This is a genomic window from Azospirillum endophyticum (assembly GCF_016595245.1).
Classification (GTDB): Bacteria; Pseudomonadota; Alphaproteobacteria; order Azospirillales; family Azospirillaceae; genus Azospirillum; species Azospirillum endophyticum.
Map to the genome: position 1 here is coordinate 74519 of NZ_JAENHM010000095.1, position 15203 is coordinate 89721.

Consider the following 15203-nt stretch of genomic DNA (forward strand, 5'->3'; position numbering starts at 1 on the left):
AGGATGACGATGACGGCCACGCAGACCGTTGAAATCAAAGGCAGCCCGGCCGTAGCGGCTCCGTTCGTCGGCCGTTCGATGCCGCGGGTGGAAGATGCCGCGCTGCTGACCGGCGTCGCCCGCTATGCCGACGATCTGCCGGTTAAGCCCGGCACCCTGCACGCCGCGATCCTGCGCTCGCCGCACGCCCATGCCGAGTTGCTGGGTATCGACACCGCCGCCGCGCTGGCGGTTCCCGGCGTCGCCGCCGTAGTCACCGGGGCCGACGCCAAGCGTTATGCCAGCGCCTTCCTGGTCGGCATCCGCGCGCCGATGGAGCATTGGTGCCTCGCCATCGACCGCGTGCGCCATGTCGGCGAACCGGTGGCGGTGGTGCTGGCCGACAGCCGCTATCTGGCGGAGGACGCGCTCGACCGCATCGAGGTGCGCTATCGCCCGCTGCCGCCGGTGACCTCGATCGCCCAGGCATTGGAGGAAGGATCGGAGCCGCTGCATCCGGCGGTGGGCTCCAACCTCGTCAACAGCCGCAGCTTCCATTACGGCGATCCCGAGGCCGCCTTCGCCGGCGCCGCCCGCAGCGTGTCGGTCGAGGTCGAATATCCCCGCAACTCCTGCACCCCGATGGAGTGCTTCGTCGTCCTGGCCGATTACGACGCGGCCGAGGATGCCTACGAGGTGCTGTCGAACTTCTCCGGCCCCTTCGCCGTCCATCCGGTGATGGCGCGCGCGCTGAACGTGCCGGGATCGCGGCTGCGGCTGAAGACGCCGCCCCATTCCGGCGGCAGCTTCGGCAACAAGCAGGCGGTGTTCCCCTATGTCGTGCTGATGGGGCTGTGCGCCCGCGTCGCCGGCCGGCCGGTGAAGTGGGTGGAGGACCGGCTGGAGCATCTGATGGCCGCCACCTCGGCCACCGCGCGCCGCATGCGCATCGACGCGGCGGTGGAGCCGGACGGCAGGGTGCTGGCGCTGCGGATGGAGCAGACCGAGGATTGCGGCGCCTATCTGCGGGCACCGGAGCCGGCCTCGCTCTACCGCAACCACGGCAACCTGACCGGTGCCTACGACATTCCGAATTTGGCGGTGACCAACCGCATCGTCGTCACCAACAAGACGCCGACCGGCCTCAACCGCGGCTTCGGCGGCGGGCAGCTCTATTACGGGCTGGAGCGGCTGATGAACCGGGTGGCGGCGGAGCTTGGGCTCGATCCGCTCGACGTCATCCGCCGCAATCTGGTGGCGGCCGACGCCATGCCCTACCGCACCGCCTCGGGCGGGACGCTCGACAGCGGCGACTACCGCGCGACGCTGGAGCAGGCGGTGCGCGAGGGCGCGCTCGACGCGCTGAAGGCGCGGCGCAACGCCCTGCGGGCGGAGGGGCGGCTCTACGGCATCGGCTATGCCGCGGTGGTCGAGCCGTCGATCTCCAACATGGGCTACATCACCACCGTCCTGACCGCCGAGGACCGGCGCAAGGCCGGGCCGAAGAACGGGGCGCAGGCGACCGCCAGCGTCGCCGTCGACCCCACCGGCGGCGTCTCGGTGACGGTGGCCTCGGCTCCCCAGGGGCAGGGGCACCGCACCGTGCTGGCCCAGGTGGTGGCCGACGTCTTCGGTCTGCGCTTCGAGGACATCCGCGTCAACACCGACCTCGACACCGGCAAGGATGCCTGGTCGATCGCCTCGGGCAACTATTCCAGCCGCTTCGCCGGGGCGGTGGCGGGGGCGGCCCAGGTGGCGGCGACCCGGCTGCGCGGCCGCATGGCGGCGCTGGTCGCCGGGCAATTGAATTGCCGGGCCGACGATGTCCGCTTCGCCGGCGGCAGGGTCTTCTCCGATGCCAATCCGGACAACAGCCTGTCCTTCCCCCGCGTCGCCGCCGCCGGCCACTGGTCGCCCGGCACGTTGCCGGACGGGCAGGAGGCGGCGCTGCGCGAGACCGCCTTCTGGACGCCGGAGCCGCTGAAGGCGCCGACCGACGCCGACCACATCAACAGCTCGGCCTGTTACGGCTTCATCTTCGATTTCTGCGGGGTCGAGATCGACCGGACGACGGGGGCGCTGCGGATCGACCGCTACGTCACCATGCACGATGCCGGCCGGCTGCTGAACCCGCTGCTGGTGGAGGGGCAGATCCTGGGCGGCTTCGCCCATGCCGTCGGCACCGCGCTGTACGAGGAATACGCCTATGGCGACGACGGCCGCTTCCTGTCCGGCACCTTCGCCGACTATCTGGTGCCGACCGCCTGCGAAGTACCGGTTCCCGTCATCCTCCATCGCGAAAGCCCGTCGCCGGTGACGCCGCTCGGCGCCAAGGGGGTGGGGGAGGGGAACTGCATGAGCACCCCGGTCTGCCTCGCCAACGCGGTGGCGGATGCGTTGTCGGGATTGTCTGTGGCCGGCGTATCGGTGGACGGGCCGCCGTCCCTGCCGATCACCCCGGCCAAGCTGGCCGCGCTGATCCATCCGCCGGAACCGCCTCGTCCGGCGTCTGCGGCCGGCACGGGGGAAATTGCGAGGGAAACTCCGCCGCCGGCCGCTACCAAAGGCGGGCGCGGCCTGACCGGGGAGGGCAGCCGTGAAGTGCCGGCGACGCCGGAACAGGTCTGGGCCATCCTGCTCGATCCCAAGGAACTGGCGGCGCTGTTGCCCGGCTGCGAGGCGCTCGACCTCGTCGGTCCCAACGCCTACCGGGCGGAGGTCGTGGTCGGCATCGGCCCGGTGCGCGGCCGCTATACCGCGGAGGTCGCCTTGTCCGACCTCGACCCGCCCAAGGCGTTGACCCTGACCGGCAGCGGCACCAGCGCGCTCGGCTCGGGCAGCGGCACCGGGCACGTCACGCTGGAGCGCACCGCCGAGGGCACGCGCGTCACCTACCGCTACAGCGCGTCGGTCGGCGGCAAGGTCGCCGCGGTCGGCGGCCGGATGCTCGACAGCGCGTCGCGCCTGCTGATCGGCCAGTTCTTCGAGAAGCTGGTCGCCCGCGCCGGCGGTCCCACGGCTTCCGACGCCCGTCCTGCGCCGCCCCTGTCGCTTCTGGCGCGCTTGCTGCGCCTTCTGGGACTCAACCGATGAAACCCGCCTCTTTCGATTATCTGCGGCCGGCGACGGTCGCCGACGCGCTGGCGGCGCTGGCGGCCGGGGGCGACGACGCCCGGGTGATCGCCGGCGGCCAGTCGCTGATGCCGATGCTGAACATGCGGCTGGTCCAGCCGCGCCTGCTGATCGACCTCGGCCGGCTGGAGGAGTTGCGCACGCTGCGGGCGGAGGACGGCTGGCTGACCGTCGGCGCCGCCGTCACCCAGGCCGAGGTGCTGGCCCGCCCGACCCTGGCGCGGGAGGTACCGCTGCTGGCCGCCGCCCTGCCGTGGGTCGGCCATTTCCAGACCCGCAACCGTGGCACGCTCTGCGGCTCGGTCGCCCATGCCGATCCCAGCGCCGAGACGCCGCTCTGTCTGGTCGCCACCGGCGGCGAGGTGGTGCTGCGCAACCTGCGCCGCCGCCGCACCGTTGCCGCCGCCGATTTCTTCCTGGGGCCGCTGACCACGGTCAAGGCGGCGGACGAGATCGTCGAATGCGTCCGCTTTCCCTTGGCGAAGCCGGGCAGCGGCCATGCCTTCCGCGAGCAGTCGATGCGGCATGGCGATTTCGCCATCACCGCCTGCGCCGCCACGGTGGACGGGGAGCGCGCCAGCCTTGCCGTCGGCGGGGTCGCGGACCGTCCGACGCTGCGGTCCTGGCCGCTCGTCGGCGGCGGGCTGCCGCCGGATCTCGACGATTCGCTGAACGCCTTCGCCTGGGATCTCGGCGGAGATGACGACCAGCACGCCACCGCGCGCTACCGCCGCGACCTCGTCCGCCGGATCGGCCGCATTGTCCTTGAAGAGGCCCTGTCATGCCGCCGCTGACCTCTCCCCACACTCCGCCGATCCTGGCGGCCGAGACGCGACATGCCGTCTCCATCGTCCTGAACGGCAAGCCGCGCAGCGGACACGCCCATCCGCGCCTGCTGCTGAGCGATTTCCTGCGCCACGAGCTTGGCGCCCACGGCACCCGCGTCGGCTGCGAGCACGGCGTCTGTGGTGCCTGCACCGTCCGCATCGACGGCGTCGCCGCCCGTGCCTGCCTGACCCTGGCGGTCCAGGCCGACGGCCGGCGCATCGACACCGTCGAAGGGCTGGCGGAAGCCAACGAGGGGCGCATGACCGCGCTCCAGGAGGCCTTCCGCCGGCATCACGCCCTGCAATGCGGCTTCTGCACGGCCGGCATCCTGATGTCGCTGACCGATTACCTGAGCCGCAATCCCAAACCCACCGAAGAGGAGCTACGCGACATGCTGAGCGGCCATCTTTGCCGCTGCACCGGCTATGCCGGCATCGTCCGCGCCGTGATGGAGGTCACCGGCCAGACGGTGAAGGAGGTCGCCCATGTTTGACCTCGGCCGCAGCATCCTGGCCAGCGCGGAGCGCAGCCCCGACGCGGTCGCCATCGTCGACGGCGACCTGCGGCTGACCTACGCGCAATGGCTGGAGCGCATCCGCCGGCTGGTCGGCGCCTTCGACCGGTTCGGCCTGCATCCCGGCGACCGCATCGCCACCGCGCTGCAGAACACGCACGAGATGGCGACCATCCATTGGGCCTGCCAGCTCGCCGGCATCGCCGTCGTGCCGCTGAATTGGCGGGTGAAGGCGGACGAGCTGGATTATTGCCTGCCCAATGCCGAGGTGCGCGCCCTGTTCTATCAGGACGTGTCGGCCGACGCCGTCGGTGACTCCGCCGCCGCGCGGACGCTGCCCCGCATCGCGGTCGGTGGTGGCGGGCAGCAGGCCGACCACCGCTTCGCCGACCTTTTGGACAGCCAGCCGGTTCCGGCGCAGCCCCGCGCCACGGCGGAGCATGTCTCGCTGTTCCTCTATACCTCCGGCACCACCGGCAAGCCCAAGGGCGTGCCGCGCCGCCACCGGACCGAGCGTGCCGCCGCGATCGCCCATGTCGCGCAGAACTGCTACCGCCGGGGCGAGCGCACGCTGGGCGTAATGCCGCTCTACCACACGATGGGGGTGCGCTCGCTGCTGGCGATGGCGCTGGTCGACGGCTGCTTCGTCTGCCTGCCGCGCTTCGACACGGCCCGAGCGCTCGACCTGATCGCGGCGGAGCGGCTGAGCTGCCTTTATCTGGTGCCGACGCTCTACCACGACCTGCTGGCCGACCCGAAATTCGCTGGCACCGACGTGTCGTCGGTGCGCAAGCTGGGCTTCGCCGGGGCGTCGATGACCGACGGGCTGCTGAAGCGGCTGGACGCCGCCTTCCGGCCCGAGCTGTTCGTCAACCATTACGGCTCGTCGGAGATCTACACCTTCACCATCGACCAGAACGCGCCGGCCAAGCCGGGGTCGGCCGGCAAGGCGGCGCTGAACCAGCGCATCCGCATCGTCCGCCTCGGCAGCTTCGATCCCGACGAGCGCGCCGCGGCCGGGGTCGAGGGGCAGATCGTCGCCGACCTGTCGGGCGACGAATCCTTCGAAGGCTATTGGAAGCGGCCGGACGCCGACGCCAAGGCGCTGCATGCCGGCTGGTACTTCACCGGCGACATCGGCTTCCTCGACGCCGACGGCGACCTGTTCGTCACCGGCCGGGTCGACGACATGATCATCACCGGCGGCGAGAACGTCTCGCCGGTCGAGATCGAAAGCGTGCTGTCCCTGCATGACGGCGTGCTGGAGGTGGCGGTGGCCGGCCTGCCCGACGAGCGCTGGGGCCAGCGGGTCGTCGCCTTCGTCAAGCGCACCCGCGGCGTCGAGGCGAAGGATCTCGACGACCATTGCCGCACCTCCGGCCTCGCCAACTTCAAGCGCCCGCGCGAGTACGTCTTCCTTGACGAAATCCCGAAATCGCCGGTCGGCAAGATCCTGCGCCGCAAGCTGCAGGCCGGCGAATTCGCTCTCGAACACAGCCCGGCCGAACATAGCCCGACACTCTCCTGAACCCAGCCTTCATCCATGGAGTTTTCGACCGTGACCCCCTATCGCTTCGACAGCACCGACCGCCTGCTCGCCGACCTCGACGGCTTCCGCGTGGAGATCGACGAGACCAAGGAACGCGCCGACATCGTGCTGCACCGTCCGCCCTTCAACATCGTCAGCATGCTGCAGCGCGACCAGTTCAGCGCCGTGTTCGCGGCGCTGGACCGCGACCCCAAGGTGCGGGTGATCGTCCTGCGCGCCGAGGGCGAGAATTTCTCGTCCGGCGGCAACATCGCCGGCTTCATGGAGAAGTCGGCGGAGCATGTGTCGGAGCTGGCGGTCAACATCGCCGCGCCGGAGCGCTGCCGCAAGCCGGTGATCGCCCAGGTCCGCGGCTATTGCTTCGGCGTCGGCTTCGAGCTGTCGCTGGCCTGCGATTTCCGCATCGTGTCCGAGACCGCGCAGTTCGCCCTGCCGGAGATGCGCATCGGCATGATCCCCGGTTCCGGCGGGTCGGCCCGCCTGCTGCACATGATCGGCATCTGCCGGACCAAGGACATGGTGATGCGGGCCAAGCGCATCCCCGGCCGCCAGGCCGCCGATTGGGGCTTCGTCACCGACTGCGTCGCCGACGCCGAACTGGAAGCGACGGTCGCCGCCCTGGTCGACGAACTGCGCGGCTTCTCGCCGCTGGCCCAGCGCACCATCAAGGGCGTGCTGAACAGCGGCAACAACGTCTCGGTCAACGGCGCCATCGAGATCGAGGGTCAGGCCTACGGCCGCCTGCGCGGTTCGGAGGACTTCAAGGAAGGCGTCGCCTCCTTCCACGAGAAGCGCAAGCCGGTCTTCAAAGGCAACTGATCCCCGGCATTTCCGTCTCGGCACCGACTTCGAGCGCCCGCCATCCAACGAGCGGGCGCCGCCTTTTTCAAATTCCAGGCGCGGCATCGCGCCAGTGAGGGAGACCATCCATGTCCAAGAACGCTCTTTTGAGGTCAGTCTACGCCCTGTCGCCGCTGCTGGCCCTGCTGGCGGCCCCGCTCGCGACCGCCGGGACGGCTGAGGCCGCCGATCCGATCCGCATCGGGGTGGTGACCCCGCTGTCGGGCACCTACGCGCCGATCGGCCAGCAGGTCCGCTGGGGCCTGGAACTGGCGACGAAGGAGGTCAACGCCGCCGGCGGCATCCTCGGCCGTCAGGTCGAACTGCTGTTCGAGGACGAGGAGGCCAATCCCGCCGTCGCCACCCAGAAGGCGGAGAAGCTGTTCCAGGTCAACAAGGTCGATTTCCTGACCGGCACCGTCAATTCCGGCTCGACCCTGGCGGTCGGGCAGCTCGCCGAGCGCAACGGCCGGCTGATCGCCACCACCGTGTCCTTCTCCGACGCCATCACCACCGACAAATGCTCGCCCAACGTCTTCCGGGTGAACGCGCGGGCGGGGCAGCAGTCGGCGGCGCTGGCGGAATGGCTGGCCAAGGACAAGCCGAAGGCCAAGGTCTACTACCTCGGCCCCGACTACGAGATGGGCCGTTCCACCGTCGCGGCTTTCAAGGCGGCGGCGGAGAAGACCGGCGCGCAATCGACCGGCGAAGTCTTCGCGCCGCTCGGCAGCAAGGATTACTCGCAGTATTTCGGCCAGCTCCGCGCCGCCCGCCCCAGCGTGCTCTACACCTCCACCGCCGGCAACGACACCGTGCGGCTGCTGACGCAGATGGGCGAATACGGGCTGCTGCGCAACCTGACCATCGTCGGCGCGTCGGGCACCGTCACCGCCCAGAACATCGGCGCCATCGGCAAGGCGGCCGACGGCTTCGTCACCGGCGTCGGTTATTCGGCGGAGCTGGCGACGCCTGAGAACCAGGCCTTCGTCGCCGCCTTCCGCAAGGAATACAACACGGCCCCCGACCTCTACGGCGCCGACAGCTACGGCCTGATCGGTTTCTTCAAGGCGGCGGTCGAGAAGGCCGGCGGCACCGACACCGACGCGCTGCGCAAGGCGATGGAAGGCCTGAGCTGGAGCACGCCGCAGGGAGCCAAGACCATGCGGGCCGGCGACCATCAGGCGATCCAGGACATGTACGCCGTGCGCATCGCGGCGGACGGCAGCAGCACCCGCTTCGACGTCGTCGGCACCGTTCCGGGCGACGCCGCCATCGGGCCGGACCAGTGCACCCGCTTCTGAGGACGCTTCCAAGGAGCCGCCGCCCATGGCCGAACTCATCGACTATCTGCAATTCGTCCTGGCGCCGCAGGCGCTGAACGGTCTGTCGCTCGGGGTTGCCGTCGTCCTGATGGCGCTGGGCCTGACCATCATCTTCGGGCTGCTCGACGTCATCAACATGGCCCATGGCGAGTTCTACGCCGTGGGCGCCTTCCTGGCGCTGACCCTGGCCGGGCTGGGCGTCGGGTTCTGGGCGCTGCTGGTGCTGGTGCCGTTGCTGATGCTGCCGATCGGCTGGCTGGCCGAGCGCTGGCTGATCGCCCGGGTCTTCCACAGCCGCGACCGCCACATCCTGACCCTGCTGCTGACCTTCGGGCTGGGCATGATCATGGAAGACCTGCTGAAGCTGGTCTACGGCCCCAACACCCAGCGGCCGGAGAACCCGATCGAGGGCGGCACCGAGATCCTCGGCATGTTCCTGCCCAATTACCGGCTGTTCCTGATCGGCTTCGGCCTCGCGCTGATCGCCGCGGTCTGGCTGGTGGTCTTCCGCACCGGGCTCGGCGCCATGGTGCGGGCGGCGGCCTTCGACAAGGACATGGCCTCGTCGCTGGGCGTGCCGGTGCGCCGGGTCTATGCCGGCACCTTTGCCTTCGGGGTGGCGCTGGCCGGGCTGTCCGGCGTGCTGCTGGCGCCGATCTATTCGGTGTTCCCGACCATGGGGCGCGACTTCATCCTGATGGCCTTCACCGTGGTGATCGTCGGCGGCATGGGATCGATCCAGGGGGCGGTCGTCGCCGGCCTGCTGCTGACCCAGGTGCAGGCGCTCTCCAGCCTCTACATCTCGCCGGTCTGGTCCGACCCGCTGGTGTTCGGGATCATGGTGCTGGTTTTGATGGTCCGGCCGCAGGGCCTGTTCGGGAGGCTCGGACATGCCTGAGGCCACCTTGCGCACCCTCTCCGATCCCGGCCGCGCCGGTCCGGCATCGCGATTGTCCCGTCTGGCCCCGGTCCATTGGCTGGCGCTGGCCTTCCTGGCGGCGGCGCTGGGCTTCGCCGCCGTCGCCTGGGCGACCGGCAACGGCTTCTACCTGCGTCTGGCGACCGAGGCGTTGATCTTCGCCGGGCTGGCGATGAGCGTCGACCTGCTGCTGGGCTACACCGGCCTCCTGTCGCTCGGGCAGGCGCTGTATTTCGGGCTGGGCGCCTATGTCTCGGCGCTCGTCCTGCGCGACGTCGCCCCCAGCTTCTGGCTGGCGATGGCGGCGGCCCTGCTGGCGGGCGGCGTCGCCGGCCTGATCGGCGGCGTCATCGCCAACCGGGTGAAGGGCGTCTATTTCGCCCTCATCACCTTCGGACTGGCCCAGGTCGCCGCCAAGACCGTCTACAACACTCGCGCTCTCGGTGCGTCGGACGGGCTGATCGGCATTCCGCAGATCCGGGTCGGCTTCGGGCCGTTCAGCCTCGATACCGCCGACCCGCTGTCCTTCTTCCTGCTGGTGCTCGGCCTGACCGTGGCGGCCTATGCCGGGCTGTCCTACCTGATGGACGCGCCGTTCGGCCGCACGCTGGCCGCCATCCGCGCCAACGAGAAGCGCGTGCCGTTCCTGGGCTTCAACGCCTGGCGCTACAAGCTGGCGGTCTACGTCCTGGCCGCCTGCGTCGCGGCGCTGGCGGGGGCGCTCTACCCGATGCTGCGCGGCTTCGTCTCGCCCGAGCTGATGTTCTTCGAGACCTCCGGCAATGCGGTGATCACCGTCATCGTCGGCGGCGTCGGCACGCTGGTCGGGCCGGTGGTGGGCAGCCTGCTGCTGACCGCCCTGCGCTCGGTCGTCGGGTCCTGGACCGAGCATCACCTGATCGTCGTGGGGGTCATCTTCATGCTGTCCGTCATCTTCCTGCGCAAGGGGCTGGTCGGCGCCCTGCTGGCCCGGCTGAACCGCCGCGGCGAACAGGGGAGGACGGCACCATGACGGCATCTCCCCTCAGGACGGCAACGGCCGGCGGCGCCTGTGCGCTCGGCGTGCGCGGCCTGTCGGTGAATTTCGGCGGGCTCCAGGCGGTGGCGGGCGTCGGTTTCGAGGCCGCCGCCGGCCGCATCACCTCGGTCATCGGTCCCAACGGGGCGGGCAAGAGCACGCTGTTCAACCTGATCAGCGGCGCCATCCGCCCCACCGGCGGCCGGGTGACCCTGGACGGCGCCGACGTCACCGGGCGCTCGCCCGACCGGCTGCTCGCCGCCGGGCTGGCGCGGTCGTTCCAGATCACCAACCTGTTCTTCGAGCTGCCGGTCCTGGAAAACCTGCGGATCGCCGCGCAGGTGCTGGAACGGCCCTGGCATGCGCTGCGCCCGGTCGGCCACAGCCGCCGGGCGCTCGCCAAGGCCGACGCGCTGCTGGAGCGCTTCGGCCTGACGGCCAAGGCGCGCGAGCTTGCCGGCAACCTGTCGCACGGCGAACAGCGGCGGCTGGAGATCGCGGTGGCGCTGGCCGCCGAACCGCGGGTGCTGCTGCTGGACGAGCCGACCCAGGGCATGAGCCACGGCGACACCGCCGACACCGGCGCGCTGATCCGCTCGCTGGCCGGCGACCTGACGGTGCTGCTGATCGAACACGACATCGGGCTGGTGATGAGCCTGTCGGACCATGTCGTCGTGATGGCCCAGGGCCGGAAGATCGCCGAGGGGCCGCCCGCCGTGGTGCGCGCCGATCCCGCCGTACAGGCCGCCTATTTCGGACACGGGTGATCCCCATGCTTTCCATCGAGAACCTGCACGCGCATTACGGCCTAAGCCACGTCCTGCAGGGGGTGTCCCTGCAGGCCGGTCCGGGCGAGGTGGTCGGGCTGTTCGGCCGCAACGGCGTCGGCAAGACCACCATCCTGAAATCCGTCGCCGGCTGGGTGCCGGCCAGCTCCGGCGCGATCCGCTTCGGCGGCGTCGATCTGGCCGGCCGGACGCCCGACGCCATCGCCCGCCTCGGGCTCGGGCTGGTGCCGGAGGACCGCCGCATCTTCCCCGGCCTCAGCGTCGAGGAGAATCTGCGGCTGGGGCTGCTGCAATGCCCCGGCCGGGCACGGCGGGAGAACGAGCAGGCGATCGGACAGGCCTTCGCCCGCTTCCCGCGGCTGGCCGAACGGCGGCGGCAGCTCGGCACCACCCTGTCCGGCGGCGAGCAGCAGATGCTGGCAATGGCCCGCGTGATGGTGGGCACCGCCAAGCTGCTGCTGATCGACGAGCCGACCGAAGGTCTGGCGCCGATGATCGTCGACGAGATCTTCGCGATCATCACCGAGTTGAAGCGGGCGGGACTGACCATCCTGCTGGTGGAGCAGAACATCCACCGCGCGCTCGACGTCGCCGACCGCTTCTACGCGGTGGAGCGCGGCCGCATCACGCTGCATGGCGAAGCCGCCTCGTCCGCCGACCGTGCCCGGCTGATGGAGATGGTCGCCGTGTGATCGTCAATGGCCGCCGGCGTCAGGCCTGTTCCGCCGCGATGGTGAAGTTCGAATCGCGGCGCCTCAGCTCGTCCAGCAGGCCGTCGATGATGTGCAGCGCCTGGGCCGTCGCGGCGTTCGGTTCGCCGACGGTCGGGCGAATGAGGAACAGCGTGCGCGTCAGCGCCGGGTCGCTGATCGGCCGGATCACCAGCGCGCCGGCCTGGACGTCCTCCGCCACGGCGCTGTGCGGCAGGATCGCACAGGCCAGTCCGCGCCGGACCATGTCCTTGATCGCCTGCATGGATTCCAGCGAGAAGGCGACGTTCGGCGCCAGCCCGCGCGCGGTCATCGCATCGGTGACCAGGCGCCGGACCAGATCGCCCTCGTTGGGCATCGCCAGTTCGGCGTCGGCGATGCCCGCCAGCGACACGGGGCCGGTCCCGTCGAAGCGCGAGCCCGGATGGGTGATCAGGCACAACGCCTCGTTCAGCCGCGGTTCCCGGTGCAGCATGCGGCTGGGCGGCACCGTGTAGGCCAGAGCCAGATCCAGCTTGCCCGACGAGGCATGGCCGATCAGGGCGTGGCTCAGCTCTTCGAAAAGCTTCAGCTCGACCCCCGGCAGGGCGCCGTGCAGCCGTTCCATCAGGCGGCCGGCCAGCAGCCCCGACAGGCTGGGGGTCAGCCCTACGGCCAGCGTCCTCGGAACCTGCCCGGCGAGCTCGCGCAGCGAGCGCTTCAAATCCTCCAGCCGCCGCACCATCAGCCTCGCCTCTTCCAGGAAGAGAAGGCCGGCCGGGGTGGGATGGGTACCGGTGACGGTGCGCACCAGCAGCGGCACGCCGAATTCCCGCTCCAGCGCCTTGATCTGCACCCCCAGCGCCGGCTGCGCGATGTTGAGCGCCAGCGCCGCCTTGCTGATGCTGCCCAGTTCGCAGACCAGGATGAAGCTTTCCAGCTGGCGGCTGCGCATCCGTCGTGATCCATCGTTTGCGGGGGCTGCGGCAGGGCGGGACGGCGCCGACAGGGTCCGAAGCCTCGCACCCGTGGCGGGGGAGGGCAAACAATTTTTATATGGGGGTGGTCCAAAGCTGTCCTGGACAGGGCCGGCAGGCTGCATTTGTATGCTTACAAAACAAACAGAAATCAGGCGGAACGCCGAACGCCCGACACCGGGAGGGAGATGCAGCCCATGCGTGGCCTATCGTCAGAAAGAGCGCCGGTCCCCCAGGATCCGGCAGGCGCGTCCCATCCGGCGCACCCCATTCCCTTCGGCCGCGCCCCGGGCTCCAACGGTCTGGCGGCCGGGGCCCACGCGGTTATGGCCGGCGTCACCCGCATCTTCGGATCGGCGGTCCATGCGCTGGGGCCGGTCGACCTGGAGCTGCGCCGGGGAGAGTTCTTCTCGATCGTCGGTCCGTCCGGCTGCGGCAAGTCGACCCTGCTCGACGTGCTGGCCGGTCTGAGCGCCCCCACCGACGGCACCATCACCTTCGAGGGCAAGCGGGTGCGCGGCACGGTTCCCGACGGGGTCGGCGTGGTCTTCCAGGAGGATGCGTCCTTTCCCTGGCTGACCGTGCGCGACAACATCGGCTTCGGCCTGCGCCGCGCCGGCTTCCGCGGTCCCGAGGCGGAGGACCGTGTCCGCCATGCCATCGATTTCATGGGGCTGAACGATTTCGCCGGCGCCTATCCCAACCAGCTGTCCGGCGGCATGCGCCAGCGCGTCTGCATCGCCCGGACGCTGGTGATGCGTCCGCGCCTGGTGCTGCTCGACGAGCCGTTCGGCGCGCTCGACCAGCAGACGCGCCTGCTGATGGGCGACGAGCTGCTGCGGCTGTGGCGGGCCAGCGGGGCGACCGTCCTGCTGATCACCCACGCGCTGGACGAGGCGGCGATGCTGTCCGACCGCATCGGCGTGATGTCGTCGCGCCCCGGCCGCTTCATCGAGATCGTCGAGACCGGCTGGCCGCGCGACCGCACCAGCGCCATCGCCGCCGAGCCCGCCTTCGGCGAGGTCACCACCCGGCTGTGGAACACGCTGCGCGAGGAATCGCTGAAGGCGATGGCCAGCCAGCGGAGGGTCGCGGGATGACGCGGGCCGGCATCCAGCGCCTGCTGATCACCGCCGCGGCCGTCCTGGCTCTGGAGGCGTCCTGCCGCCTGGGCTATGTCGGGCGCGCCACCATGATCCCGCCGTCGGAGATGCTGGCCGAGCTGCTCCGGCTGATGGGAACCGACGGGTTCTGGTCGCAGATCGGCTTCACCCTGCGCAACATCCTGGCCGCCGCCGTCGCCGCGATGGTGGCGGGTTTCGCCGGCGGCGTCGCGCTGCACGCCCTGCCGCGGGTCCGCCGGGCGGTCGAGCCGCTGATCGCCAGCTATTACGCCCTGCCGTTCTTCGTGCTGTATCCGCTGTTCATCGTGCTGCTCGGCATGAACGCGCTGCCGATCATCGCCATGGGCTTCCTCTATGCGGTGATGGCGATGGTGACGGCGACGCTGTCCGGGCTGGACCGCATCCCGCCGGTGCTGCGCAAGGTCGGCCGCACCTACCGCCTCGACCGCGTCCAGGATGCGCTGCTGATCCAGCTTCCGGCCGCAGGGCCGCACATCTTCACCGGGGTGAAGCTGGCGCTGAGCTATTCAGTGACCGGCGTCATCGGGGCGGAGTTCATCCTGGCCGGCAGCGGGCTCGGCTATTCCATCGCCTTCGCGTACAACAATCTCCAGGACCGGACGATGTACGCGCTGCTGCTGTTCGTCGTGGTCTTCGTGTCCAGCCTGACCGTGCTGCTGCACTGGGCGGAACAGCGGGTGCGCCACCGCTCGGGCGCCGGCCGCGTCGGCGCCGCCCGCGACACCGCCGGGTCGGGGGAGAAGCTGGTGGCTGCCGCCGTCATCGCCCTGCTGATCCTGGGCGGCTGGCAGCTGTTCCATGGCCTTGCGGGGGACGAGGCGCTGGCTTCGCCCGCCGTTACCCTGAACCGGATGACCGTCTTGTTCGGCAACCCGTCCTTCTGGGAGAACGTGGCGGAGACCGCCAAGGCGCTGGGGCTGTCGCTGCTGATCTCCTGCATCGGCGGCGGGCTGGCGGGTGTGCTGATCGGTGCCAACCGGTCGCTGTCGGACGTGCTGGAGCCGCTGTTCGTCACCCTCTACGCCATTCCCAAGGTCACGCTCTATCCGGTGATCCTGCTGCTGTTCGGGCTCGGCATGCCGGCGAAGGTCGCCTTCGGCACGCTGCACGGCTTCATCCCGATGATGCTGGTGACCATGGGCGCCATCCGCGCCATGAACCCGGTGCTGCGGCGCTCGGCCCGCGCCATGCGGCTGACGCGGATGCAGACGCTGACCGCGGTCCTGGTGCCGGCGACGGTGCCGGAGATCGTGACCGGCCTGCGCATCAGCTTCTCCATCACCCTGCTGGGCGTGATGGTCGGCGAGATGTTCGCGTCCAAGCGCGGGCTGGGCTTCATGATCATGAACGGCATCAGCGTCAACGACACCGCGACGATGATGAGCGTCACGGTGCTGATCGGCCTGTTCGCCCTGGCGGTCAACAGCGCGCTGCTCGCGCTCGACAACCGGATGCACCGGGCCGCCTGAGCCATCCGGCACCTCCGTTCACCTCCTTCCCGGC

At 70.2% G+C, this 15203-nt stretch carries 13 protein-coding genes; 12 read left to right on the forward strand and 1 reads right to left on the reverse strand.

Annotation, left to right across the window (positions count from 1 at the left end; genetic code table 11):
- Nucleotides 1–9: 9 nt before the first annotated feature.
- The 10 genes from JHL17_RS36535 (at nucleotide 10) to JHL17_RS36580 (ending at nucleotide 11581) form a co-directional block, all read left to right on the forward strand.
- Nucleotides 10–3072 (forward strand): xanthine dehydrogenase family protein molybdopterin-binding subunit, encoded by a 3063-nt coding sequence (locus JHL17_RS36535; protein WP_200199570.1) that lies wholly within the window; start codon nucleotides 10–12, stop codon nucleotides 3070–3072.
- A complete protein-coding gene (locus JHL17_RS36540) occupies nucleotides 3069–3905 on the forward strand; it encodes an FAD binding domain-containing protein (RefSeq protein WP_200199571.1) in 837 nt (278 codons plus the stop codon). The genes JHL17_RS36535 and JHL17_RS36540 overlap by 4 nt, the downstream gene beginning before the upstream one ends.
- Nucleotides 3893–4432 (forward strand): (2Fe-2S)-binding protein, encoded by a 540-nt coding sequence (locus JHL17_RS36545; protein WP_200199572.1) that lies wholly within the window; start codon nucleotides 3893–3895, stop codon nucleotides 4430–4432. Before JHL17_RS36540 ends, JHL17_RS36545 begins: the two co-directional genes overlap by 13 nt.
- Nucleotides 4425–5981 (forward strand): AMP-binding protein, encoded by a 1557-nt coding sequence (locus JHL17_RS36550; protein WP_200199573.1) that lies wholly within the window; start codon nucleotides 4425–4427, stop codon nucleotides 5979–5981. The genes JHL17_RS36545 and JHL17_RS36550 overlap by 8 nt, the downstream gene beginning before the upstream one ends.
- 30 nt (nucleotides 5982–6011) lie before the next feature.
- Nucleotides 6012–6821 (forward strand): enoyl-CoA hydratase/isomerase family protein, encoded by an 810-nt coding sequence (locus JHL17_RS36555; protein ID WP_345773949.1) that lies wholly within the window; start codon nucleotides 6012–6014, stop codon nucleotides 6819–6821.
- Between the two features lie 110 nt (nucleotides 6822–6931).
- Nucleotides 6932–8143 carry an ABC transporter substrate-binding protein gene (locus tag JHL17_RS36560; RefSeq protein ID WP_200199575.1) on the forward strand — a complete coding sequence of 404 codons (1212 nt, stop codon included), beginning with the start codon at nucleotides 6932–6934 and terminating at the stop codon, nucleotides 8141–8143.
- Between the two features lie 25 nt (nucleotides 8144–8168).
- The gene (locus tag JHL17_RS36565) at nucleotides 8169–9062 is read left to right on the forward strand and encodes a branched-chain amino acid ABC transporter permease (RefSeq protein ID WP_200199576.1); all 894 of its coding nucleotides are present in this window, start codon (nucleotides 8169–8171) and stop codon (nucleotides 9060–9062) included.
- Nucleotides 9055–10095 (forward strand): branched-chain amino acid ABC transporter permease, encoded by a 1041-nt coding sequence (locus JHL17_RS36570; RefSeq protein ID WP_200199577.1) that lies wholly within the window; start codon nucleotides 9055–9057, stop codon nucleotides 10093–10095. Before JHL17_RS36565 ends, JHL17_RS36570 begins: the two co-directional genes overlap by 8 nt.
- Nucleotides 10092–10868, forward strand: a complete 777-nt coding sequence (locus JHL17_RS36575; RefSeq protein WP_200199617.1) for an ABC transporter ATP-binding protein — start codon at nucleotides 10092–10094, stop codon at nucleotides 10866–10868. Before JHL17_RS36570 ends, JHL17_RS36575 begins: the two co-directional genes overlap by 4 nt.
- Before the next feature lie 5 nt (nucleotides 10869–10873).
- Nucleotides 10874–11581 (forward strand): ABC transporter ATP-binding protein, encoded by a 708-nt coding sequence (locus JHL17_RS36580; protein WP_200199578.1) that lies wholly within the window; start codon nucleotides 10874–10876, stop codon nucleotides 11579–11581.
- Nucleotides 11582–11600: 19 nt separating this feature from the next.
- On the opposite strand, the gene JHL17_RS36585 is transcribed toward JHL17_RS36580, so the two are convergent.
- Nucleotides 11601–12533, reverse strand: a complete 933-nt coding sequence (locus JHL17_RS36585) for a LysR family transcriptional regulator (protein ID WP_200199579.1) — start codon at nucleotides 12531–12533, stop codon at nucleotides 11601–11603.
- A 348-nt stretch (nucleotides 12534–12881) separates the two neighbouring features.
- On the opposite strand from JHL17_RS36585, the gene JHL17_RS36590 reads away from it, so the two are divergent.
- Together JHL17_RS36590 and JHL17_RS37510 are read left to right on the forward strand one after the other, a co-directional pair.
- Complete coding sequence (locus JHL17_RS36590) at nucleotides 12882–13655, forward strand: ABC transporter ATP-binding protein (protein WP_247894093.1); 774 nt, start codon at nucleotides 12882–12884, stop codon at nucleotides 13653–13655.
- A complete protein-coding gene (locus JHL17_RS37510) occupies nucleotides 13652–15169 on the forward strand; it encodes an ABC transporter permease (protein ID WP_247894094.1) in 1518 nt (505 codons plus the stop codon). The genes JHL17_RS36590 and JHL17_RS37510 overlap by 4 nt, the downstream gene beginning before the upstream one ends.
- Nucleotides 15170–15203 lie beyond the last annotated feature (34 nt).

Excerpts from the sequence above, each read along its gene's own strand:
- JHL17_RS36535 (WP_200199570.1), top strand. The coding sequence starts at position 10 with ATGACGGCCACGCAGACCGTTGAAATCAAAGGCAGCCCGGCCGTAGCG.
- JHL17_RS36540 (WP_200199571.1), top strand. The coding sequence starts at position 3,069 with ATGAAACCCGCCTCTTTCGATTATCTGCGGCCGGCGACGGTCGCCGAC.
- JHL17_RS36545 (WP_200199572.1), top strand. The coding sequence starts at position 3,893 with ATGCCGCCGCTGACCTCTCCCCACACTCCGCCGATCCTGGCGGCCGAG.
- JHL17_RS36550 (WP_200199573.1), top strand. The coding sequence starts at position 4,425 with ATGTTTGACCTCGGCCGCAGCATCCTGGCCAGCGCGGAGCGCAGCCCC.
- JHL17_RS36560 (WP_200199575.1), top strand. The coding sequence starts at position 6,932 with ATGTCCAAGAACGCTCTTTTGAGGTCAGTCTACGCCCTGTCGCCGCTG.
- JHL17_RS36565 (WP_200199576.1), top strand. The coding sequence starts at position 8,169 with ATGGCCGAACTCATCGACTATCTGCAATTCGTCCTGGCGCCGCAGGCG.
- JHL17_RS36570 (WP_200199577.1), top strand. The coding sequence starts at position 9,055 with ATGCCTGAGGCCACCTTGCGCACCCTCTCCGATCCCGGCCGCGCCGGT.
- JHL17_RS36575 (WP_200199617.1), top strand. The coding sequence starts at position 10,092 with ATGACGGCATCTCCCCTCAGGACGGCAACGGCCGGCGGCGCCTGTGCG.
- JHL17_RS36580 (WP_200199578.1), top strand. The coding sequence starts at position 10,874 with ATGCTTTCCATCGAGAACCTGCACGCGCATTACGGCCTAAGCCACGTC.
- JHL17_RS36585 (WP_200199579.1), bottom strand. The coding sequence starts at position 12,533 with ATGCGCAGCCGCCAGCTGGAAAGCTTCATCCTGGTCTGCGAACTGGGC.
- JHL17_RS36590 (WP_247894093.1), top strand. The coding sequence starts at position 12,882 with ATGGCCGGCGTCACCCGCATCTTCGGATCGGCGGTCCATGCGCTGGGG.
- JHL17_RS37510 (WP_247894094.1), top strand. The coding sequence starts at position 13,652 with ATGACGCGGGCCGGCATCCAGCGCCTGCTGATCACCGCCGCGGCCGTC.